Annotated in this window: 16 protein-coding genes; 6 read left to right on the forward strand and 10 right to left on the reverse strand. The window is 70.9% G+C overall.

The window, feature by feature from the left end:
• Positions 1–311 precede the first annotated feature (311 nt).
• Genes murD through rsmH form a run of 7 tightly spaced genes read right to left on the reverse strand, consistent with a single transcriptional unit; the run spans position 312 to position 9,519 of the window.
• Positions 312–1,790: a UDP-N-acetylmuramoyl-L-alanine--D-glutamate ligase gene (murD, locus tag H5J26_RS10765; protein ID WP_309237860.1), complete on the reverse strand. Its 1,479-nt coding sequence runs from the start codon at positions 1,788–1,790 to the stop codon at positions 312–314.
• A complete protein-coding gene (mraY, locus tag H5J26_RS10770; RefSeq protein ID WP_181765556.1) occupies positions 1,787–2,851 on the reverse strand; it encodes a phospho-N-acetylmuramoyl-pentapeptide-transferase in 1,065 nt (354 codons plus the stop codon). Before mraY ends, murD begins: the two co-directional genes overlap by 4 nt.
• A complete protein-coding gene (locus H5J26_RS10775; RefSeq protein ID WP_181765557.1) occupies positions 2,848–4,272 on the reverse strand; it encodes a UDP-N-acetylmuramoyl-tripeptide--D-alanyl-D-alanine ligase in 1,425 nt (474 codons plus the stop codon). Before H5J26_RS10775 ends, mraY begins: the two co-directional genes overlap by 4 nt.
• Positions 4,269–6,062, reverse strand: a complete 1,794-nt coding sequence (locus tag H5J26_RS10780) for a UDP-N-acetylmuramoyl-L-alanyl-D-glutamate--2,6-diaminopimelate ligase (RefSeq protein WP_309237861.1) — start codon at positions 6,060–6,062, stop codon at positions 4,269–4,271. The genes H5J26_RS10775 and H5J26_RS10780 overlap by 4 nt, the downstream gene beginning before the upstream one ends.
• A 36-nt stretch (positions 6,063–6,098) precedes the next feature.
• Positions 6,099–8,216: a penicillin-binding protein 2 gene (locus tag H5J26_RS10785; protein ID WP_309237862.1), complete on the reverse strand. Its 2,118-nt coding sequence runs from the start codon at positions 8,214–8,216 to the stop codon at positions 6,099–6,101.
• Positions 8,213–8,590: a septum formation initiator family protein gene (locus H5J26_RS10790; protein WP_181765559.1), complete on the reverse strand. Its 378-nt coding sequence runs from the start codon at positions 8,588–8,590 to the stop codon at positions 8,213–8,215. The genes H5J26_RS10785 and H5J26_RS10790 overlap by 4 nt, the downstream gene beginning before the upstream one ends.
• A complete protein-coding gene (gene rsmH, locus H5J26_RS10795; RefSeq protein ID WP_235980610.1) occupies positions 8,587–9,519 on the reverse strand; it encodes a 16S rRNA (cytosine(1402)-N(4))-methyltransferase RsmH in 933 nt (310 codons plus the stop codon). Before rsmH ends, H5J26_RS10790 begins: the two co-directional genes overlap by 4 nt.
• Before the next feature lie 446 nt (positions 9,520–9,965).
• Here rsmH and H5J26_RS10800 point away from each other — a divergent pair, with 446 nt between their 5' ends.
• The 4 genes from H5J26_RS10800 (at position 9,966) to H5J26_RS10815 (ending at position 15,558) form a co-directional block, all read left to right on the forward strand.
• Complete coding sequence (locus H5J26_RS10800) at positions 9,966–10,541, forward strand: beta-class carbonic anhydrase (protein WP_181765561.1); 576 nt, start codon at positions 9,966–9,968, stop codon at positions 10,539–10,541.
• A 72-nt stretch (positions 10,542–10,613) separates the two neighbouring features.
• Entirely contained in the window at positions 10,614–11,645 is a 1,032-nt protein-coding gene (locus H5J26_RS10805; protein WP_181765562.1) for an AAA family ATPase, read from the forward strand.
• Positions 11,645–13,162: a DUF58 domain-containing protein gene (locus tag H5J26_RS10810; protein ID WP_181765563.1), complete on the forward strand. Its 1,518-nt coding sequence runs from the start codon at positions 11,645–11,647 to the stop codon at positions 13,160–13,162. The genes H5J26_RS10805 and H5J26_RS10810 overlap by 1 nt, the downstream gene beginning before the upstream one ends.
• Positions 13,159–15,558, forward strand: coding sequence for a transglutaminase TgpA family protein (locus H5J26_RS10815; protein WP_181765564.1), 2,400 nt, complete (start codon positions 13,159–13,161; stop codon positions 15,556–15,558). Before H5J26_RS10810 ends, H5J26_RS10815 begins: the two co-directional genes overlap by 4 nt.
• A 244-nt stretch (positions 15,559–15,802) precedes the next feature.
• Here the strand turns inward: H5J26_RS10815 and H5J26_RS10820 are convergent, their stop codons facing one another.
• The 3 genes from H5J26_RS10820 to H5J26_RS10830 all read right to left on the reverse strand — a co-directional run bounded on the left by H5J26_RS10820 (position 15,803) and on the right by H5J26_RS10830 (position 18,014).
• A complete protein-coding gene (locus tag H5J26_RS10820; RefSeq protein ID WP_181765565.1) occupies positions 15,803–16,219 on the reverse strand; it encodes a DUF3040 domain-containing protein in 417 nt (138 codons plus the stop codon).
• A 286-nt stretch (positions 16,220–16,505) separates the two neighbouring features.
• Positions 16,506–17,267 (reverse strand): methyltransferase, encoded by a 762-nt coding sequence (locus tag H5J26_RS10825; protein WP_181765566.1) that lies wholly within the window; start codon positions 17,265–17,267, stop codon positions 16,506–16,508.
• 87 nt (positions 17,268–17,354) lie between these two features.
• Positions 17,355–18,014, reverse strand: coding sequence for an SAV_6107 family HEPN domain-containing protein (locus tag H5J26_RS10830; RefSeq protein WP_181765567.1), 660 nt, complete (start codon positions 18,012–18,014; stop codon positions 17,355–17,357).
• Positions 18,015–18,321: 307 nt separating this feature from the next.
• On the opposite strand from H5J26_RS10830, the gene H5J26_RS10835 reads away from it, so the two are divergent.
• Both H5J26_RS10835 and H5J26_RS10840 read left to right on the forward strand, forming a co-directional pair.
• Positions 18,322–19,200 (forward strand): ATP-binding cassette domain-containing protein, encoded by an 879-nt coding sequence (locus H5J26_RS10835; RefSeq protein WP_181765568.1) that lies wholly within the window; start codon positions 18,322–18,324, stop codon positions 19,198–19,200.
• Complete coding sequence (locus tag H5J26_RS10840; protein ID WP_181765569.1) at positions 19,172–21,253, forward strand: YhgE/Pip family protein; 2,082 nt, start codon at positions 19,172–19,174, stop codon at positions 21,251–21,253. Before H5J26_RS10835 ends, H5J26_RS10840 begins: the two co-directional genes overlap by 29 nt.
• Positions 21,254–21,275: the final 22 nt, after the last annotated feature.

Consider the following 21,275-nt stretch of genomic DNA (forward strand, 5'->3'; position numbering starts at 1 on the left):
GCCGACGGCCGGGTCCAGGTCGGGGAAGAAGAGCTTGTTGAAGACCAGGGCGGCGGCCGTGCCTGGAGGGGCGTCAGAGCCGGTACGAGCGCCCGTAGAAGACCACCGGGGCCCACCCGGCGCCGCCCGACGGCGGGGGCGTTGCCACAGCGGGCGTCCAGAGCGCCGGAGTTGGCGCTGTGAACGGCGTGAGAGGGGGCGCGCTGCACCCGGGAATGCGCTGGGAGCGGGGTGGGGACGGCGTCGCGTTCGGGCGTCATCTCTCGCATCCCCTCCGTCTGTTCCCCCGCGCGGTCCGCGGGACCGGCGGGTTATTCCGCGTCGTGCGCGCGATCGGCGGTCAGAGAACGCACCGCTTCGGTGAAGGCGTCACCACGCGCGTTGTAGTTGACGAACATGTCCATCGAGGCGCAGGCCGGAGCCATCAGCACCGTATCCCCGTGGCGGGCGAGCCGAGCCGCTTCATGGACCGCTGCCGCCATCGCCCCAGTGTCGGTGCGTGCGAGGTCCACCACAGGGACATCCGGGGCGTGTCGCGTGAGGGCTTCGTGGATGAGTTGACGGTCGGCGCCGATGAGGACCGCGGCACGCAGACGGGGTGCGGACGCCCGTACGAGCTCGTCGAACGTGGCGCCCTTCGCAAGGCCCCCCGCGATCCACACGATCGAGTCGTAGGCGGCCAGCGACGCTTGTGTGGCGTGGGTGTTGGTGGCCTTGGAGTCGTCGACGTAGGCGACGCCTTCCACGTCCGCGACGTGCGCGATGCGGTGCGCGTCGGGTCGGAAGGCGCGCAGGCCGTCGCGCACGGCGGCAGCCGGCACGCCGTAGGCGCGGGCGAGGGCCGCCGCGGCAAGGGCGTTGGCGATGTTGTGGGGCGCCGCCGGTGTGATGTCGGTGATCTCGGCCAGTTCCTGCGCCTGCTTGTGACGGTCCTCGACGAAGGCCCGATCGACCAGGATGCCGTCCACGACGCCCAGTTCGGACGGCCCGGGGCTGCCGAGGGTGAAGCCGATCGCGCGGCACCCTTCCACCACGTCCGCCTGACGGACGAGCTGTTCGGTGGCGGGGTCGGCGCAGTTGTAGACGCAGGCGACCTGATTGCCTTCGTAGGCACGGCCCTTGTCGGCGGCGTACGCCTCCATCGAGCCGTGCCAGTCGAGGTGGTCGGGCGCGAGATTGAGCACGGCTGCCGAGTGGGCGCGCAGGCTCGGGGCCCAGTGGAGCTGGTAGCTGGACAGTTCGACGGCGAGGACGTCCGGCGGATCGTCGGCGAGGACGACATCGATCAGCGGGGTGCCGATGTTGCCGACGGCGGGGGCGCGCAGCCCGGCGGCGCCGAGGATGGCGGAGAGCATCTGGACGGTGGTCGTCTTGCCGTTGGTGCCGGTGACGGCCAGCCAGGGGGCGGGCGTTCCGGTCTTGCCGGAGGCCGTTCCGCGCAGCCTCCACGCCAACTCCACGTCGCCCCACACGGGTACGCCGGCGGCTTCGGCCGCCGCGAAGAGCGGGCTCTGCGGTTTCCAGCCCGGTGATGTGACGATCAGATCGGTGTCGGCCGGCAGGCTCTCCGCGTCGCCGAGCCGTACCGAGACGCCGTCCGCCTCCAGTTCGGAGGCACGCGACCTGTGCGACTCGCTGTCACCGCCGTCGACGACGGTGACGCGCGCCCCCAGCCGCCGCAAGGCCCGCGCGGCGCTGCTGCCGCTGACGCCGAGCCCCGCGACGGTCACGTGCCCGCCCTGTACGGCCTCGACGGTGGCGGCGGCCAAGGGATCGTGCTCCGTGCTCACTTGCTGGCCGCCCACCCTGCGTAGAAGATCCCGACGCCGACGATGGCGCACATGCCCTGGATGATCCAGAACCGGACCACGACGAGGACCTCGGACCAGCCCTTGAGTTCGAAGTGGTGCTGCAGCGGCGCCATCTTGAACACGCGCTTGCCGGTGAGCCGGAAGGAGCCGACCTGGATGACGACGGACATGGTGATGAGGACGAAGAGCCCGCCGAGGATGGCGAGCAGCAGCTCCGTGCGGGAGCAGATGGCCAGACCCGCCAGCGCACCGCCCAGCGCGAGCGATCCGGTGTCACCCATGAAGATCTTGGCGGGCGAGGTGTTCCACCACAGGAAGCCGAAGCAGGCGCCCATCAGTGCGGCAGCGACGACGGCGAGATCGAGTGGATCTCGCACCTCGTAACATCCCGGACCCGCGGTGAAGGGGTTGGCGCAGGACTCCTGGTACTCCCACACGCAGATGAACACGTAGGCGCCGAACACCATCACCGACGCGCCTGTGGCCAGGCCGTCCAGACCGTCCGTCAGGTTCACACCGTTCGACATGGCCAGGATCATGAACAGCGCCCAGATCACGAAGATGACCGGGCCCATCGACCAGCCGAAGTCCTGCGTGAAGGAGAGCTTCGTGGAGGCGGGCGTCAGGTTGCGGAGGTTGGCGAAGTTCAAGGAGAGCACCGCGAACGCGATGCCGACGATGAGCTGTCCCGCCATCTTCGCCTTGGCGCGGAGGCCGAGGCTGCGCTGCTTGACGATCTTGATGTAGTCGTCGAGGAACCCGACGAGCCCCATGCCGGCGAAGAGGAAGAGCACCAGCACACCGGAGAAGCTCGGCTGACTGCCCGTCAGCACCTTCGTGAGCACGTACGCGGCGACCGTGGCGATGATGAAGGCGATGCCGCCCATCGTCGGGGTGCCGCGCTTGCTGTGGTGGTTCTGCGGCCCGTCGTCACGGATGAACTGCCCGTAACCTCGCTTCGCCAGCAGCTTGATCAGCAGCGGCGTCCCGATCAGTGACAGGAAGAGTCCGATGACTCCCGAAAAGAGAATCTGACTCATACCCATCGGGCGGCGACCTCACCCTCGTTGTCCCCCGGTTCAACGAGCGCGTCCGCGACGCGCTCGAGACCCACCGAACGGGAAGCCTTCACCAGTACGACATCCCCCGGACGCAGTTCGCTCCGCAAGAGCGCGACCGCCGCCTCAGCGTCGGACACGTGCACCGACTCCTCACCCCACGAACCCTCGTTCTTGGCGCCCATGTCCAGCCAGTGAGCCTCACGGCCACCCACCGCCACGAGCTTGCTGACGTTGAGCCGGACGACAAGCCGTCCGACTGCGTCGTGCTCGGCAAGCGACTCGTCGCCGAGCTCGGCCATCTCACCGAGCACCGCCCAGGTGCGCCGTCCCCGACCCATCGCGGCCAGCGCACGGAGCGCGGCCCGAGTGGATTCGGGGTTGGCGTTGTAGGCGTCATTGACGACCGTGACCCCGTCGGCGCGCTCGGTGACCTCCATCCGCCAACGCGAGAGCGTGCTCGCGGCGGAGAGCGCGGTGGCGATGTCCCCGGCGGGCATGCCCAGTTCGTGGGCGACGGCCGCCGCGGCGAGCGCGTTCGACACGTGGTGCTCACCGTACAGGCGCATGGTCACGTCACCGCACCCGGTGGGTGTGTGAAGCGTGAAAGTGGGCTGTCCCTGGTCCGTGAGCCGGACATTCTCGGCACGTACGTGTGCGTCCTCGGCCTCGCCGAAGAGCACGACCCGTGCGCGGGTGCGCGAACTCATCGCGCGTACAAGGGAGTCGTCCGCATTGAGCACGGCGACGCCGCCCTCCCCCTCGGGCGGAAGCTGCTCCACGAGTTCGCCCTTGGCCTCCGCGATCTGCTCGCGGCCGCCGAACTCCCCGATGTGGGCGGTGCCGACGTTCAGCACGACACCGATGCGGGGCGGCGTGAGCTGAGTGAGGTAGCGGATGTGCCCCTTACCCCGCGCCCCCATCTCCAGTACGAGATGCCGGGTTTCCTCGACGGCGCGCAGCGCGGTGAGAGGCAGCCCGATCTCGTTGTTGAGGGAGCCCGGTGTCCACACGGTGGGCCCGAGCCGCTCCAGCAGCTGCGCGATGAGGTCCTTGGTGCTGGTCTTGCCGGCGGAGCCGGTCAGCGCCACGACCTTGGTGCCCAGCCGTTCGACGGCGTACCGCGCCAGCGCGCCGAGGGCCCGCGTGACGTCGTCGACGACCACGGCCGGCACTCCGACCGGCCGTGTGGCAAGCACGGCCACGGCACCGGCCTCGACCGCACTGCGGGCGAAGTCGTGTCCGTCGACGCGCTCACCGTCGAACGCGGCGAACAGGCTGCCGGCGGCTACCTGGCGTGAATCGATGACGACGGGGCCGCTGACGCGGGCGTCCGGGTCCGGTATGTCGCTCTGCTGTCCGTCCACGACAGCGGCGATCTCGGCGAGGGAGAGGGGGATCATCGGTCTTCGGCGTCTGTCCCGTTGGTAGGGGTGCCTGCGGGCTCGGCCACGGCAACCATCGCCGGGACCTCCTCCTGCTTGTGCCGGATGGCTTCGCGCAGCACCTGCGTGTCGTCGAAGGGGCGTACAACTCCCGCGATGTCCTGGCCCTGTTCGTGCCCCTTCCCCAGGACGAGCACCGTGTCGCCGGGTTCGGCGCGGGCGACGGCGAGCTGGATCGCTGCGGCCCTGTCCTCCTCCAGCAGCACGGTGCCGCGGTCGTAGGCGGGCACCTCGGCGGCGCCGCCCAGCATGGTGGCGAGGATCGCGAGAGGGTCCTCGGTACGGGGATTGTCGGACGTGAGAACGGCGGTGTCGGACAGCCGCGCGAGCGCGGAGCCCATGGCCGGACGCTTGTGCGGGTCGCGGTCGCCGCCGCAGCCCAGGACGGCGTGAATGCGGCCGTCCGTGACCTTGCGGATGGCGTAGAGGACGGACTCGACGGCGTCGGGCTTGTGCGCGTAGTCGACGATCGCGAGGAAGTCCTGTCCGGCGTCCACGCGCTCCAGACGTCCCGGCACTCCCGGTACGGCGGCGATGCCGTCGGCCGCGGTCTGCGGGTCGATGCCGGCGACGACCAGGGCGGTCAGGGCGGCGAGTGCGTTGGCGACGTTGAAGGGCCCCGCGATGGGTGCGGCGGCCCGTACGGACTCGTCCTTGGGGCCGACCGCGGTGAACGTGGAGCCGAGCGGGCCGACTTCGACGTCCTCGGCCCGCCAGTCGGCGTCGGGATGGCCTTCCGCGGAGAACGTGGTGACGGGGACCTCGGACTCCGTCAGCAGCCGCTGGCCGTACTCGTCGTCGAAGTTGACGACTCCGGCGCGGGAGCGTTTTCGGGTGAACAGCTGTCTCTTCGCCCGGAAGTAGTCCTCCATGTCCGGGTGGAAGTCCAGGTGTTCGGGACTGAGGTTGTTGAAGACGGCGACGTCGAAGATGCTTCCGTCCACGCGGCCCAGCACCAGCGCGTGGCTGGAGACCTCCATGGCGACCGCGGAGACGCCGCGTTCGCGCATGACGGCGAAGAGGGCCTGGAGGTCGGTGGCTTCGGGGGTGGTGCGCTCGGACTTCAGCCGGACGTCGCCGATGCGGGACTCCACGGTGCCGATCAGGCCCGTCAGATCCCCCGCCTTCTCCGCGGCCTTCCGCAGCCCGCCCTCGACGAGGTAGGCCGTGGTGGTCTTCCCGGAGGTGCCCGTGATGCCGATCTGCAGCAGGCCCTTGCCGGGCTCGCCGTAGATGGCGGCGGCCAGCGCACCCATGCGGCGGCGCGGATCGGGGACGGTCAGCACGGGCAGCCCCGTGTCGGCGGACCGCTCGGCGCCCGCGGGGTCCGTCAGCACGGCGACGGCGCCGAGGCTGGCGGCCTGCGAGGCGAAGTCAGCACCGTGGAAACGGGCGCCGGGGAGGGCCGCGTAGACGTCTCCTGGGCGCACCGCGCGGGAGTCGTGGGTGATTCCGGTTGCGGCGGCGTCATCCGTACCGGCGGGGGCCTCGGTATTCAGCTGCCGGGCGAGCTCCGCGAGCGGAACGGGCCGTACGTGAGCTGGCCGCGGCGCCCCCGAGGTGACGTCCGTCGCCGTCGCCGGGGATGTGGTGACCGGGCGGGCTCCCGCGGAGGGCGAGAGAGAGTTCTGATCAGCTTGTGGCACGGCGGTGAGCGTACCGGGCGGGAGGGCTGTGCCGCGAAGCGAGTGGCTTCCCGGAGGGGCGGCGTCCGGCCGGTTGTACTGATTCTGAGTGTCCGTTCTCACGTGGCGTGCGCCCCCTCACGGGCCGGGCTTCGCGGCTCATCGGCCCTTCTTCTTCGAACGGTCCTTCTCGGCGCTGACAGGCAATGGGTGAGCCTTTGCGCCGGTCGGGGGGATCTGCAGGGACTTCAGGGCGAACTTCATGACCTGCTTGTAGACGGGCCCGCATACGTCACTGCCGAAGTAGCTGCCCTTCTTCGGGTTCTGCACGGCGCAGTAGACCGTCACGCGGGGTTTGTCGGCGGGCGCGAATCCCGCGAATGAGGAGGTGTACCCGTCGTAGCGGCCGGTCTCGGGATCTACCCGGTTGGCCGTACCGGTCTTGCCCGCGACCCGGTAGCCGGGGATCTTTGCAGTGGTGCCCGTGCCCTCCATGTCGCTGACGACGGACTCCAGCATCCGGCTGAGGGTCCTGGCCGTCTTCTCGCTGACCACCCGGCGCTTGCCGGGCTCGGACGCGGGCGTGAAGCCGCCGTCCGGGCCGGTCGTGCCCCGTACGAGCGAAGGCACGTTCCGTACGCCGCCGTTGGCGATCGTGGAGTAGATCGAGGCGGCCTGTACGGCGTTGAGGGAGAGACCCTGCCCGAAGGGGATCGTGTACTGCTGGGAGGCGCTCCACTTCCCGGGCTTCTCCAGGATGCCGGAGGTCTCGCCGGGCAGCCCCAGGCCGGTGGGCCTGCCGATGCCGAACTCGCTCAGATACCGGTGGAGCACCTTGTTCGCCTGCTTCTGCGACTCGCCCAGCTGCTCGGTCGCGAGGATGGTGCCGAGGTTGCTGGACTTGGCGAGCACGCCGTTCAGCGTCAGGTGCCAGGTCTCGTGATCGACGTCGTCGGCGAAGGCCCGGTCGGCGCGCTTGAGGCGGTTGGGCACCGTCACCTGCGTCAGCGGCGTGGCCTTGCCCTCCTCGAGTACGGCCGCCATCGACATCAGCTTGCTGGTGGAGCCCGGCTCGTAGGCGTCCTGCACGGCGGCGTCGCCCAGGGCTCGGGGTTCGGCGCGGGAGATGTCGTTCGGGTCGAAGTCCGGGGCGCTCGCCATCGCGAGGAGTTCGCCGGTCCGCGTGTCCTGTACGACGACGTAGCCGCTGTCGGCGTCGGACTTGCGGATCTGCTCGCCGATGGCCTGCTGGGCGGACCACTGGATGTCACGGTCGAGCGTGAGCTGCACGTCGGCGCCCGCACGGGCGGGGTGCTCGCGCTTGCCCGCCGTCGGGACCTGGCGGCCGCCGGACTGGGCGTAGGTGATCTTGCCGTCCCGGCCTGCGAGCTTCTTGTTCAGCAGTGCCTCGACGCCGCCTCCGCCTTGACCCTCGGAGTTGACGAAGCCCAGGACGGATGAGGCCAGTTCGCGGTTGGGGTAGATGCGCTTGGGGTGCTTCTCGCGGTAGATCCCGGCGAGTACGTCGGCGGCCTCGCCCTTCTCTTCCGCGGATTCGTTCTTCTTCCCGGACTGCGCCGCCTCGGCGGCGTTCGCGGCGACCTCGCTCTTGAGGTTCTTGATCTTCTGCCACGTGCGCGGCGTCTGCTGACGGGCCAGCAGCACGTACCGGGTGTCCTTCTTCGCCAGCTTCCGCGTCAGCTCCTGCTCGTCCTCGTGGAGTACGGGCGCGAGGAGGGCGGCGGCTCGCTCCGGGGCGTCACCGATCTTGGTCTGCTTACGCGTGAAGAGGTACGGGTCCGCGGTGACGTCGTAGGCGTCGACCGTCGTGGCCAGCGCCGTGCCGTCGCGCGAGGAGATCGTGCCCCGCTCCGCGGCAAGCGGCACGGTGATGTAGCGGTTGACGGCCGCTTTGTCGGCGAACGCGCTGGCGTCGACGGCCTGCACCTGGAGCAGCCGCACGGTGAAGGCCAGCATGACGACGGTGAGGCCGAATGCGATCAGCCGCAGCCGCGGCCGGGCGCGCGCGAGGCGCAGCCGGCTGCCCTGCTCGGGCACCGGCTGCCCGGCACCGCCCGAGGTTCTCGTACGGCCCCCCGGTGGCTTGCCGGCGCCGCCGGCCTTGCCCCTGCGTGCCGGCGCCTTGGCCGGGCCGTTGCCCTGCCCTCTGCCCGAAGCTCCTGCTGCCGCACGGGACTTGGACGACCCGCCCGGCACCCTGCCCGTACGCGAGACGGGGCGCCCGGAGCGGCGCTCGTCACGGGGGCGATCACTCACCGCTCCTCCTGCTGCGGGTCCCCGGTGGCCTTCTCAGGCTTTCCCTTCACGGTGCCGTCGTGCTCCAGGAAGGCGGGCGTCCCGCCGGGCACGAGGCCCAGATCGCGGGCACGTTTCTCCAGCGCTCCGGGAGCGGAGTAGGAATCGACTTCCTGCTGGAGGGCCTGCTGTTCGTCCGTCAGTTCGTCGGTCTGCTTCTCCAGCTTGCTGAGCCGGAAGGAGCCCTGATTGACGGAGGCGTTGAGCAGCAGCAGGCCCAGCAGGCCGGCGCCCAGTATCAGCACGACCAGCAGTACGAAGGGGGCACGGGCCGCCGTGGATGCCCCGGCCGGTACCAGACGTGCGAGCCGGGACAGCCGCTGCTGTGCGCTCATGCGGTGTGCGCCTCCCTGATGCGCTCGGCGCCGCGCAGCCGTGCGGGGGCGGCGCGACGGTTCTCGGCGATCTCGTCCTCGCTGGGGAGTTCGGCACCTCGGGTCAGCAGCTTGAGCCGCGGCTGATACTGCTCGGGGACGACGGGCAGCCCGGGGGGCGCTGTACTGGTGGCGCCGGCGGTCAACACCCGCTTGACGAGCCGGTCTTCCAGCGAGTGGTAGGAGAGCACGGCGATGCGCCCGCCGACCGCGAGCGTGTCGACAGCTGCCGGCACCGCCCGCTGCAGGACGTCGAGTTCGCCGTTGACCTCGATGCGCAGGGCCTGGAAGGTGCGTTTGGCCGGGTTGCCGCCGGTGCGCTTGGCGGCCTGCGGCAGCGCGTCCCGGATCAGTTCGACGAGCCGGGCGCTGTTGCTGAACGGCTCCCTGGCCCGTTCCCGTACGACCGCCTCCACGATGCGCTTGGCCTGCTTCTCCTCGCCGTACGCGCGCAGCAGCCGCACCAGTTCGCCCGGCGGATAGGTGTTGAGCACGTCCGCCGCGCTCATGCCCGTCGTCTGGTCCATCCGCATGTCGAGGGGGGCGTCGCGTGCGTACGCGAATCCGCGGTCGGCCTCGTCCAACTGCATGGAGGAGACACCGAGATCGAAGAGGACGCCCTGCACGCGCGGGACGCCAAGCCGGTCGAGGACGTCGGGCAGCTCGTCGTAGACGGCGTGCACGAGGGTGGCGCGGTCCGCGTACGGAGCCAGCCGCTGCCCGGCCAGCCGCAGCGCCTCCTGGTCGCGGTCGAGCGCGATCAGCCGCGCTGCCGGGAAGGTGGCGAGCAGGGCTTCGCTGTGGCCGCCGAGACCGAGGGTGCAGTCGACGACGGTGGCGCCGGGCTCGGCGAGGGAGGGGGCCAGCAGATCCAGGCAGCGCCGCAGCATCACCGGATTGTGTTTCTCACGGACGGACCCGTCCGCGGCGGGGAACTCCTCCCCGGGCTTCTCACCCGGGGCTCCCTCGCGGGTGGGCTCCTTGCCGGCGGGCTGCTCTTCGGTGGTCATGCGCCCTTTCCTGCCCACGTGCTGCTTGGTCCCCGCCCGCTCGAAGGGGAAGTCACCTGCCGGAACCGGGGAAGAGGCGCCGGAGGCCGGAGCGGGAGGAGGCCGAGCCGCACGTACGCACCGCACGCGGGGAGTTCGGCCCCAGGGGGCCGTCTCGCCTCCCACTTCGCGCCACTTTAGTCCACTCGTCCCTTCGGTCAACAAGCGCCGAGGCGCGTTGGGAAGGGGGCGCTGAGGCTGTGTGCTGCCTCACATACGGAGGTCAGGACCGATTCGAATCGCCCCCCGGGGAGCCTTCGTCGCACAAGCGGTCTAACGTCATCCACATGTCGACGCCACAGCGGCGCCACCAGCCGCTCCACCAGTCCCCCGCCGACGACCTGCGCGGTTCCGGCACAGTCACCGACCGTCTGATCGAAGCCAACGCCCGTTACGCCGCCGAATTCAACGATCCGGGCATGGACGCACGCCCGGTCCTCAAGGTCGCCGTGGTCGCCTGTATGGACGCCCGGATCGACCTGCACGAGGTGCTCGGCCTCGAACTCGGCGACTGCCACACCATCCGCAACGCCGGCGGTGTCGTCACCGACGACACCATCCGGTCACTGACGATCAGCCAGCGGGCCCTCGGCACACGCGCCGTGGTGCTGATCCACCACACAGGCTGCGGAATGCTCAGCCTGACCGAGAACTTCCGGCACGAGCTGGAACTGGAAGTGGGCCAGCGGCCGTCCTGGGCGGTCGAGGCGTTCCCGGATCTCGACCAGGATGTGCGCCAGTCGATGGAGCGCGTCCGTACCTCGCCCTTCCTGCTGCACACGGAGGACGTACGGGGCTTCGTCTTCGACGTGAAGACGGGGCTCCTTCGTGAGATCGACCCAGAGATCGCCCCGGAACCGTGACGCGGGAGCCCGCGGGCGTGAAGAATGCGTGTACAGGCAGCAGATGGCGACGGGGATGGCCGAGGAGTGCCGGTGACGACCTTTGACGAGCGAGCGGACCTCAGCGATCTGAGCACCACGGCGGATCGGGTGCGCCGTTCGATGGAGTCCGTGATCGAGGGGAAGCCCGAGGTCGTACGGCTCTCGTTGACCGTGCTGATCGCCGAGGGCCATCTTCTGATCGAGGATGTGCCGGGCGTGGGCAAGACCATGCTGGCAAAGGCGCTGGCGCGGTCCGTGGACTGCTCCGTACGGCGCATCCAGTTCACGCCCGACCTGCTGCCCTCGGACATCACCGGCGTCAGCATCTACGACCAGCAGCGGCAGGAGTTCGAGTTCAAGCCGGGCGCGATCTTCGCCCAGATCGTCATCGGCGACGAGATCAACCGCGCCTCCCCCAAGACCCAGTCGGCACTGCTGGAGTCGATGGAGGAGCGCCATGTGACCATCGACGGCGAGACGTACGACCTGCCCTCGCCGTTCATGGTCGTGGCCACGCAGAACCCGGTCGAGATGGAGGGCACCTACCCCCTCCCCGAAGCCCAGCGTGACCGGTTCATGGCGAGGGTCTCCATCGGCTACCCCAGCCCGGCAGCCGAGCTGGAGATGATCGACGTGCACGGGGGCGCCTCCCCGCTGGAGGACCTCCAGCCTGTGGCGCACGCCCACGAGATCAGCAAGCTGATCGAAGCGGTCCGCGGTGTCCACGTCGCCGACCAGGTGCGGCGCTACGCGGTCGATCTGGTGGCGGCCACCCGTACGCACCAGGAGCTGCGGCTGGGCGCTTCACCCCGGGCGACGCTGCACCTGCTGCGGGCGGCACGGGCCGCGGCGGCCCTGTCCGGCCGTGACTTCGTACTGCCGGACGACGTGCAGTCGCTGGCCGTGCCGGTGCTGGCGCACCGCCTGCTGCCCACGGCGCAGGCGCAGTTGAGCAGGCGGACGGCCGAGCAGGTGGTCACCGAGATCCTTCAGCGGGTGCCGGTGCCCACGGGCGCACCCGGTGTTGCGACGACTCCGTTGCACACGGACGGCTACGGGCAGCAGTCGCCGCGGGGCTACTGATGTCCGGCAGTCCCACCTCGGGCGCGGCCCGCACGAGCCTCCGGGACCGTGTGGGCCGCGGCGGCCGCTCGGCCCGCGATCAGCTGCGCAGGGACCGCACCGGTCAGGTGCGGGGGCGGCCCCAGGACGGGGAGGACGAGCAGCAGGGCACTCTGCGCACCGCGCTCGGAGGCCTCACGACGCGCGGCAGGTCGTTCCTGGCCGCCGGTGTCGCCGCGGCGATCTGCGCGTACGCGCTGGGGCAGGCCGACCTGCTGCGGGTCGGGATGCTGCTGGCCGCGCTGCCGCTCGTCTGCGTGCTGGTGCTGTACCGCACGCGCTACCGCGTCGCCGGATCCCGCAGGCTCTCCCCCGCCAGGGTGGCGGTGCGTGCGGAGGCCCGGGTGCACCTGCGGATGGACAACATCTCGCGGCTGCCGACCGGGCTGCTGATGCTGCAGGACCGGGTGCCCTACGTGCTCGGGCCGCGCCCGCGCTTCGTACTGGACCGGGTCGAGCCGGGCGGGCAGCGAGAGGTGTCCTACCGCGTGCGCTCGGACATGCGCGGCAGTTACCGGCTGGGCCCGTTGCAGCTCCGGCTGACCGACCCCTTCGGGATGTGCGAGCTGACCCGCTCCTTCAGCACGTACGACACGCTGACCGTGGTGCCGCAGGTCGAACCGCTCCCGCAGGTACGGCTCTCGGGAGACACCACCGGCTACGGGGACGGCAGGCAGCGTTCGCTGGCACTCTCCGGTGAGGACGACGTGATCCCGCGTGGCTACCGGCACGGCGACGACGTGCGCCGCATCCACTGGCGTTCCACCGCCCGTTACGGCGAGTTGATGGTGCGGCGTGAGGAGCAGCCGCAGAAGGCTCGGTGCACGGTGCTGCTCGACACCCGCCGTGCCGCCTACACCGGCTCCGGGCCCGACTCCCCCTTCGAGTGGGCCGTCTCGGGCGCCGCCTCCGTCTGCCTGCATCTGCTGGAGCGTGGCTATGCCGTCCGGCTGCTGACCGACACGGGCACGATGGTGCCCGGCCCGGAGGGCATCGGCTTCGCGGGGGACTCCTCCGACACGGCCGGCCTCCTGCTGGACACCCTCGCTCTGATCGAACACTCCACGGAGGAAGGGATGTCGTACGCCTACGACATGCTGCGCGGCGGCTCCGGGGGGCAGGAGGGGCTGCTGGTCGCCTTCCTCGGCGACCTGGACGAGGGACAGGCGGCCACGGTGGGGCGCATGCGCCAGCGCTCCAACCGAGCGGTGGCCTTCACCTCCACCCTCCGCGAGGAGGAGGGCGAGGCCGCTCCCCTGCCGGACGACGGTGCCGTGGTCACAACCGCCGACGCCGACGGCCCGGTGAGCCTCGCGGCGACCGTCACCGTGCCGCCTCCGGCCGGCGCACCGGACGAGAGACCACTGCACGTACTGCGCGAGGCCGGCTGGACGGCGCTGCCGGGCGGCCCGGGCGTCGCCATGTCCGCCCTGTGGCACGAGGCCGACAACGCGACCGTGAGGGGGCTGGAGCGATGAGCGGACGGGGACGGCTCGCCGTCTGCGCGGCGCTGGCAACCCTGGCGGCGGCCTTCGCGCTGCTGCCGCTGGTGGACCCGGCGACCTGGCTGATGCAGGCGGCGGCACTGGTCGCGGTGCAGTCCCTGGTGGGCGCCGCCGCACGGAGGGTTCCTCTGGCGCGAGCCCTGACAGTCGCGGTGCAACTGCTGGTGTCGCTGCTGCTGCTGACAGTCTTCTTCGCGCGCGACGCGGCGATCGGAGGGCTGCTCCCGGGCCCGGCGGTCTTCGAGGAGTTCGGCCGGCTGCTGAGCGCCGGCGGCCACGACGTGGGCCGGTACGCCATACCCGCACCGGTGACGGACGGCATACGTCTGATGCTCGTGGGCGGTGTCCTGATGATCGGCCTGCTGGTCGACGCCCTGGCGGTGACCTTCCGCAGTGCCGCACCCGCCGGACTCCCGCTTCTCGCGCTCTACTCGGTCGCGGCCGGGCTGGCTCGGGACGGGGCGGGCTGGCCCTGGTTCCTGTGCGCGGCGGGCGGCTACCTGCTGCTTCTCCTCGCGGAGGGACGTGAGCGGCTCTCGCAGTGGGGCCGCGTCTTCACGGACCGCGGCCGGCCGGGGGCACCCTCCTACCAGCCGGGTGCGGTGGACGGGCCCGCCATGGCGCCCGTACGCACCGGTCGGCGGATCGGCGCGCTGACGCTCGGTCTCGCCCTGGTGGTGCCCGCGTTGCTGCCGTCCCTGGGCAGCGGACTGCTGGACGCCGCGCGCAACGGCGGTGCCGGAGTGGGGCAGAACGGCGGCACGGTCTCCGCCGTCAACCCGCTCGTCGCACTGCAGGACAGCCTCAACCAGGCCCAGGACCGCACCGCGCTGACCTACACCACGAACACCAGGGAAACGCAGGAGATGTACCTGCGGATCGTCGCCCTGGACCAGTTCGACGGCGCCTCCTGGAAACCCTCGGAGCGCCGGATAGACGCGATGCCCGATCCGCTGCCGGCCCCGCCGGGCCTGGCTCCGGAAGTGCAGACGCAGAAGGTGCGCAGCACCGTCGCGGCGGCCGACTGGTACGCGCAGAACTGGCTGCCCATGCCGTATCCCGCCAGCCGCGTTCGCATCGACGGGCGTTGGCGGTTCGAGCCGGAGGGCCGCACCCTCGTCGGCGACCGCGGGCAGACCACACGCGGTGCGCGGTACCAGGTCGAGAGCCTCCTCGTGGAACCGACTGCCCGTCAGCTCCGCCAGGCTCCCGAGCCGGCGAGGGCGGTGGCCGAGGAGTACACGAAGGTGCCGGAGTCGCTGCCGTCGGTGGTGCGACGTACGGCAGAGCGCGTCACGCGGGGCTCCGACAACGACTACGAGCGCGCGGTGCGCCTCCAGGACTGGTTCGCGTCCGAGGGCGGCTTCACCTACGACACACGGGTGCGGGCGGGCAGCGGATCCGCCGCGATCGTCAACTTCCTCGAACAGAAAGAGGGCTTCTGCGTCCACTTCGCGTTCTCCATGGCGGCCATGGCGCGGACGATGGGCATCCCCGCCCGGGTTGCGGTCGGCTTCACACCGGGAAGCGCGGAGGCCAACGGGCAGATGGCCGTGGGTCTCAAGGACGCGCACGCCTGGCCGGAGCTGTACTTCGAGGGCGTCGGCTGGACGCGTTTCGAGCCGACTCCGACGCGCGGTTCACCGCCGCCGTACGCACAGCCGGAAGGTCCCGACCCCAGCGAGAACCCCGCGGAACAGCTGCCGCAGCCGGGCCAGAGCTCCCAACCGACGCCCACCCCCTCGGAGTCCGACAGTTGCACCTCGGAGGAGAAGCGAGTCGACCCGCAGTGCGGCCAGGCCGCGCCGGCACCGGACGGCGGCAGCTCGGACGGCGGGTTCCCGGTGGGCACGGCGGCAGGTGTGGCTGCGGCGGCACTGCTGGTGCTCGGGCTGCCCATGCTGCCGATGCTGTGGCGAGTACGGACGCGGGCCCGGCGCCTCGGAGGCCGGGGAGGGCCTGCGCCCGGAGCCGACCCCGCGGGTGCGGTGCTTGCGGCCTGGCGTGAGCTGCTCGACACCGGCTGGGACTACGGAGTGGTCCCGGACGAGTCGGAGACCCCGCGGAAGGCGGCCGAGCGCATCGCCCGCATCGGTGACCTGGAGGATGAGGCCGCCGAGGCCGCGTACCGCGTGGCCCTCACGGTCGAGCAGGTGCTGTATTCGCCCCGGCCTCAGGCCGAGACGGGCGTGAGGGCCGACGTGCGCAAGATTCGCGAAGCGCTGCGTGAGGCGGCGCCCAGGGGGCTGCGGATCCGCGCACTGCTCCTGCCCGCCTCGGCCATTCGAGTGATCTGGACGCTGTCCGGGCAGCTGACGAGGGTCCGCGACCGGTGGTTGGTCGCACTGAAGGTGCGTTTCGCGAAGTAGGGCGAGGGGGCTGTACGGACCGTACGGCCTCCTCCGCCTGCACGAGGGCCGTCCGGTCTCCGTACGGGATTGGGCCGCAGGCCTTGCGGGCTCAGGCTCCCCCTGTGGCCGCGGGCCTCGTGGCTCAGGCTCCCCTGTGACGGTGGCCGCTCATGGCTGTGGGGCTCTCCTCCGGACTCCGGAAGGAGGGCCCCACTGTCATGTCACGTAGGAGGTCGTCGCAGAGGCGCTGGTGCTGTCTGCGCTAATGGCCTTCGTCGCGGCGGCGCTGCCACCGCTCCTCGATGCGGTTCATCATCGATCGACGGGCACGTGGCTGACGGCGGGTGGACGCCCCGCCGCCTCCACTGTTGCTCTGGGCGGCACCTTGCTCCTGCTGCTCGCCGTTCTTGGGGGCCTTGCGCCAGCCGGTGACCGCGAGAACGGCGCATCCGAGCATGACGAGGAAACCCACGACGCTGATCCAGATCTGCTGCGCGACCATTCCGGCCATGAGCAGTGCGATGCCCACCAGAAAGCCTGCAACCGCCTGATAGACCCGCCTGCGGGTGTATCTGCGCAGCTCACTTCCCTCAAGCGCTGTCGCGAACTTGGGATCTTCGGCGTACAGCGCTCGCTCCATCTGCTCGAGCATGCGCTGCTCGTGCTCAGAGAGCGGCACGGAGTCCTCCTACTCGTCGGTCGCGGGGGCGACCGGATGCGACCTAACAAGGATAGGCAGGGAATCGCCCCCGTGAAACCCGCCCTCTGCGCCAATACCTCCCACCAGGGCCGAGACGACGGACGTAGGCACGGGACCTTCCAATCCGTGCATTCCCGCACCGCCTTTCCGCCATGCCGAACGGCGTGCCTCGATCATACGGCGGTCAACAGCTGATCGGGTGAGCTACGTGTCACTGCCTGGTTGCTCGGATGGTCATTGCCCGGGCGGGTTGCCCGGGCGGGGCTCACCGGTCGTGGTACCGCGCCTCGGCCAGGACATGCAGCTGACTCGCGACGGCCTGGAAGGCGGGCAGTTCGGAGGCGGCCGTCTCCAGCCGTGTGAGGGCCTCCTCCGCGTCCGGTTCGGTGTCGACCAGAGCGCCGGGGACCAGGTCGGCGAAGACCCGGACGCCGTGCACGGAAGCGATGGCGAGGCCGGTGTCGTCGACCAGCTTCCTCAGCTGCTCCACAGTGAAGCGGCGCGGCATCGGATCGCTGTCGCCCCAGCGGCCGTCCTCGGCGGTGAGCGCGTGACGGGCCTCCGTGAAGTGCCCCGCGATGGCGCGCCCGAGCACCGCGCCGCCGAGCCCGGAGGCGAGCAGGCTGAGGGTGCCGCCCTCAGGGCGAAGCGCAGCGACGACGTTGCGCAGCCCGTCGGCGGGATCGTCCACGTACTCCAGGACCCCGTGACAGAGGACGGCGTCGTATGCCCCGCGCTCCACCACGTCGAAAAGGCCGTGGGCGTCGCCCTGCACACCGCGGACGCGCTCGGCCACTTCGGCCTCGGCGGCGCGGCGTTCGAGGCCGAACAGCGCGTCGGGGCTCGGGTCGACGACGGTGACCTTGTGCCCCAGTTCGGCGACGGGCACCGCGAAGTTGCCGGTGCCGCCTCCGGTGTCGAGGACGTCCAGGGCCTCCTTGCCGGAGGCCTTGACCCGCTGGTCGAGGGCGCCTTGCAGGACCTCCCAGACCACGGCGGTACGAAGGGCTGCGCTGGGGCGGGACATGAGGTGCTCCTCGACGGCTCAGGGGCGTGCGTGCCCCACCCTATTGCCTTCGCTCACCCGTGATCCTCGCCCGACGCCGCGACGGGATCAACCGGCGCGAGGGCGGCGGTGCGCCTGCTGCGACCGCGGTGGCCGTATTCGCCCTGAGGAGCGCTTCGTCGAAGGAGAGGGAGCCGCGGAGGCCGCCGAGGGAGACGGCGGATTCGAGGCGGCCGGTGCCCTCGTCGGCCCTGCCGCCGTGAACTCCTCGTCCACGGGGGCGATGCGCGGCTGGGGCAGCGCCGGCTGCGAGACCAGCATCCGCTCCACGAGACGCAGGAAGACCTCGGTGTCGCGGACGAGGTCGTCGGCGTCGCGCCAGCTCGCCGCGCCCTGGATGCCCGCTTCGGCACGGGCGCGCTTGGGCGCTCCGGCCGCGAACAGGACGCTCCACTCGGCCAGTTCGGGTGCGGCCTCGGGCAGCACCTCCCAGGCGCTGCGAATCGCCCGGCGACGGCGCTCACTGCTCTCGGGGCGGCCGCGGACGGCGAGCACCGCTGCGGCCGTGCGGAGGGCCGCCAGGTGCGCGATGGCATATCTCTCGTTCGGCGTCTCCATCGCGGCGGCTTCGTCCAGGCCGTGCTGTGCCTGCGCGAGCAGGTCGAGAGCGGCGGGTGGAGCCGAGGCACGCCGGAGCACGGGATGGACATCACTGGCGGGCGAGGCGTTCGGGGGCGCTCCCCGAGAGGGTCGCTGCACGGGAACCAACCTCCTGTCGTCGTCTGACGCTTCCGATGATTCGGCCGTATGCACACATCGTTACGCATGCCACTGACAATCGCCCTGACCTGCACAAACAGGCCTCTCGACTCGAAAGTCAGTGCGAAGCCAGCGGCGCTTCCACTCGGAGTCCATCTCGGCGTCCGTCCGCAATCCGCTCGAAGTCCCGCCGTGGAGACCTCTGTTCGGGGGTGCCCGCAGAAGCGCGGACACAGTCAGGCATACTTTTGAACTGACCAGTCAGTTCAAAAACGTCGGCCAGCCGGCCGGCAGTCGCCGAGAGGGAGGCAGCACCATGGGCGAAGCACCGGACGACTCCCAGGGGAGCCCCGCTGCGGGCGGGAGTACGGACACGGGCGCGGCCCGGAGTACGGGCAAGGGCACGGGTGCCGCAGTCACCGCCCAGGGCCTCGGGCTCGACGGGCCGCGCGGCCCGGTCTTCGGCGGCGTCGGCATCGACGCTCCGCCCGGCTCACTCGTCGCTCTCGAGGGGCCCTCGGGTTCGGGCCGCACCTGTCTGCTGCTCACGCTCACCGGCCGGATGAAGGCGACCGCCGGGCACGCACAGATCGGCGGCCGCCCGCTGCCCGGACAGCTCGCCGCGGTGCGCCGGATCAGCGCCCTGTGTGCCGTGCCCGGCGTCACCGATCTCGAGCCGGCCCTGTCCGTCGCCGAGCAGCTGCGCGAACAGGTGCTGCTGCAGCGGCGGTTCGACGGGTCGCTGCGCTCCCTGATCCAGCCGCGCAGCCGTCGTGCCGCGGCATCCCGTGCGCGCCTGGAGGCAGCCCTGTCGGCTGCGGGTCTCGACCTCGACGCCCTGCCGAAGGGACCGCGCACGCGCGTACGCGACCTGGAACGCCTGGAAACGCTGCGGCTGTCCGTGGCACTCGCGCTGCTCGGCGAGCCGCGGCTGCTGGCGGTGGACGACGTGGACCTGAAGCTCTCCGACGAGGAACGCGAGCAGGCGTGGTCGCTGCTGCGTTCGGTCGCGGAGGCGGGCACGACCGTGCTCGCCGTGTGCAGCAAGGCACCGGGCGACGCCCTCGTCGTCCGTACGCGCGAGGGGCAGGGCCGCAGGGGCACGCCGGGCCCGCAAAGGACGAGGACCGAAGAGTCCGCACAGACGACGAAGGGGGAGGCGGCCGATGCGCTCGCCGAAGCTGGCCGCGCTTGAGCTCAAGCGGTTCGGGAGGGGGCGGCTGCCGCGTGCCGCGATGGCCGCGATGCTGCTGTTGCCGTTGCTCTACGGGGCGCTCTACCTCTGGTCCTTCTGGGACCCCTACGAGCGCCTGGACAAGGTCCCCGTGGCGCTCGTCAACGACGACAGGGGCGCGACGGCCGACGGTGAGCGAGTGGCGGCGGGCGACTCGATCGTCGAAGGACTGCGCGACAGCGACACCTTCGAGTGGCACGAGACCGATGCCGCCGACGCCCGTAAGGGTGTCGAAGAGGGGCGCTACAACCTCTCCCTCACCGTGCCCGCCGACTTCAGCGACCGCGTCGCCTCCAGCTCCGGCGACGATCCGCAGACCGGCGCGCTGAAGGTGCGGACGAACGACGCCAACAACTACATCGTCGGGCAGATATCCCGCACCGTCTTCTCAGAGGTACGGGCCGCCGCATCCAGCAAGGCCTCGCGCGGCTTCTACGACAAGATCTTCGTCTCCTTCTCCACGTTGCACGACCGCACGGCGAAGGCGGCCAAGGGCGCGGACGAACTCGGCGACGGCATCGGCCGCGCCAAGAAGGGCACCGGGAAGCTGAAGAACGGGCTGGGCGACGCCGGCCAGGGCAGCGGCCGGCTCAAGGACGGCACGGGCCGACTGCACGCCGGCGCGGGCAAGTTGAAGAAGGGGTCGACGCAAGTCGCGGACGGTACGCAGAAACTGTCCGACAAGGTCGATCGCGTCGCCGGCAAGGTGGGCCCCTTTCTCGACGAGCACGGTGACGAGATCGGCACGGCGGCCCGCTCCGTCGCCCGTACCAGCAAGGTCCTCAAGGACAACCTCGACGAGCTGCCCGCGGCCGCACGCAAGGCGCAGACCGACTCCCGTCACGCAGCCGACGCGCTCGCGAAGCTCTACGAGGCGCGATGCAAGGGGCCCGTCGAACTGGACACGTCCTGCCCGCAGTTGAAGAAGGCCGCGGACGCCGCGGAGACGGCGGCCGATGTCGCGCGGGACGTCAACAACGTCATTGAGAAGCAGGGGGGCCTCACCCGGCTCGGCGAACATCTCGACGACCTGCGCACCCATGCGAACGCGCTCACCGAGCGCGCCCCGCACCTCGGCAAGGACCTCGATACCGCGGTCGCGCAGATCCACAAGCTCAACAAGGGCGCGCAGCAGGTCTCCAAGGGCGCCGGACGGCTCGAGAGCGGCCTGGCGGGCGCCGAAAGCGGCGCCGCTCAGCTGGACACCGGTCTGGGGAAGCTGAGCAAGGGAGCCGGAACGCTCGACGGCGGCATGTACAAGCTCGCCGACGGCTCGGCACAGCTCTCCGGCGGGCTGCACGACGGGGTGAAGAAGATCCCCGACTACGACAAGCAGGAGCGCGAGGACCGTACGGACGTGATGGCCGACCCGGTCGGTCTCTCCTCCAGCGAGGCACACTCCGCACCCAACTACGGCACTGGTTTCGCACCGTATTTCATCCCGCTGGCGCTATGGGTGGGTGCGATGATCGCGTACATGCTGCTTCAGCCGCTCAACAAGCGCGCACTGGCGGCCGGCGCACCTGCCGGGCGCATCACACTCGCGGGCTGGCTGCCGGTCGCCGCGATCGGTGCCGCGCAGGCGGGCGCACTGCTGGGCGTGCTGCACTGGGGGCTGGGCCTGCAACTGGCGCGTGGGGCGGGCACGTTGGGCTTCGTGCTGCTGGTGACGCTGTGCTTCACGGCCATCGTGCAACTCCTCAACGCCCGTTTCGGACCCGCAGGGCGCATCCTTGTACTGGCGATGCTGATGCTTCAGCTGACGTCGGCAGGCGGCACGTATCCGATCCAGACCAGCCCGGCGTTCTTCAACGCCGTGCACCCGTTCCTGCCGATGAGTTACGTGGTGGAAGGGCTGCGGCACCTCGTCACGGGCGGCGACCTGTGGCCGGTGTGGCGGGCGTGCCTGGTGCTGGGCGCCTTCACCGTCGGCGCGCTCGCGTTGACGGCCGTCACGGCGCGCAGCAAGCAGGTGTGGACGCTGGACCGGCTGCACCCGGAGATCGCGCTGTGAACCACGCGGTGGAAGGAGGACC

Origin of the sequence: Streptomyces albidus (ex Kaewkla and Franco 2022) (assembly GCF_013870515.1) — a bacterium.
GTDB classification, from domain to species: domain Bacteria; phylum Actinomycetota; class Actinomycetes; order Streptomycetales; family Streptomycetaceae; genus Streptomyces; species Streptomyces albidus.

Bases quoted from the DNA above. Each gene is read 5' to 3' on its own strand.
- mraY (WP_181765556.1), bottom strand. From the start codon at position 2,851: ATGAGTCAGATTCTCTTTTCGGGAGTCATCGGACTCTTCCTGTCACTG.
- H5J26_RS10775 (WP_181765557.1), bottom strand. From the start codon at position 4,272: ATGATCCCCCTCTCCCTCGCCGAGATCGCCGCTGTCGTGGACGGACAG.
- H5J26_RS10790 (WP_181765559.1), bottom strand. From the start codon at position 8,590: ATGAGCGCACAGCAGCGGCTGTCCCGGCTCGCACGTCTGGTACCGGCC.
- rsmH (WP_235980610.1), bottom strand. From the start codon at position 9,519: ATGCTGCGGCGCTGCCTGGATCTGCTGGCCCCCTCCCTCGCCGAGCCC.
- H5J26_RS10800 (WP_181765561.1), top strand. From the start codon at position 9,966: ATGTCGACGCCACAGCGGCGCCACCAGCCGCTCCACCAGTCCCCCGCC.
- H5J26_RS10810 (WP_181765563.1), top strand. From the start codon at position 11,645: ATGTCCGGCAGTCCCACCTCGGGCGCGGCCCGCACGAGCCTCCGGGAC.
- H5J26_RS10815 (WP_181765564.1), top strand. From the start codon at position 13,159: ATGAGCGGACGGGGACGGCTCGCCGTCTGCGCGGCGCTGGCAACCCTG.
- H5J26_RS10825 (WP_181765566.1), bottom strand. From the start codon at position 17,267: ATGTCCCGCCCCAGCGCAGCCCTTCGTACCGCCGTGGTCTGGGAGGTC.
- H5J26_RS10835 (WP_181765568.1), top strand. From the start codon at position 18,322: ATGGGCGAAGCACCGGACGACTCCCAGGGGAGCCCCGCTGCGGGCGGG.
- H5J26_RS10840 (WP_181765569.1), top strand. From the start codon at position 19,172: ATGCGCTCGCCGAAGCTGGCCGCGCTTGAGCTCAAGCGGTTCGGGAGG.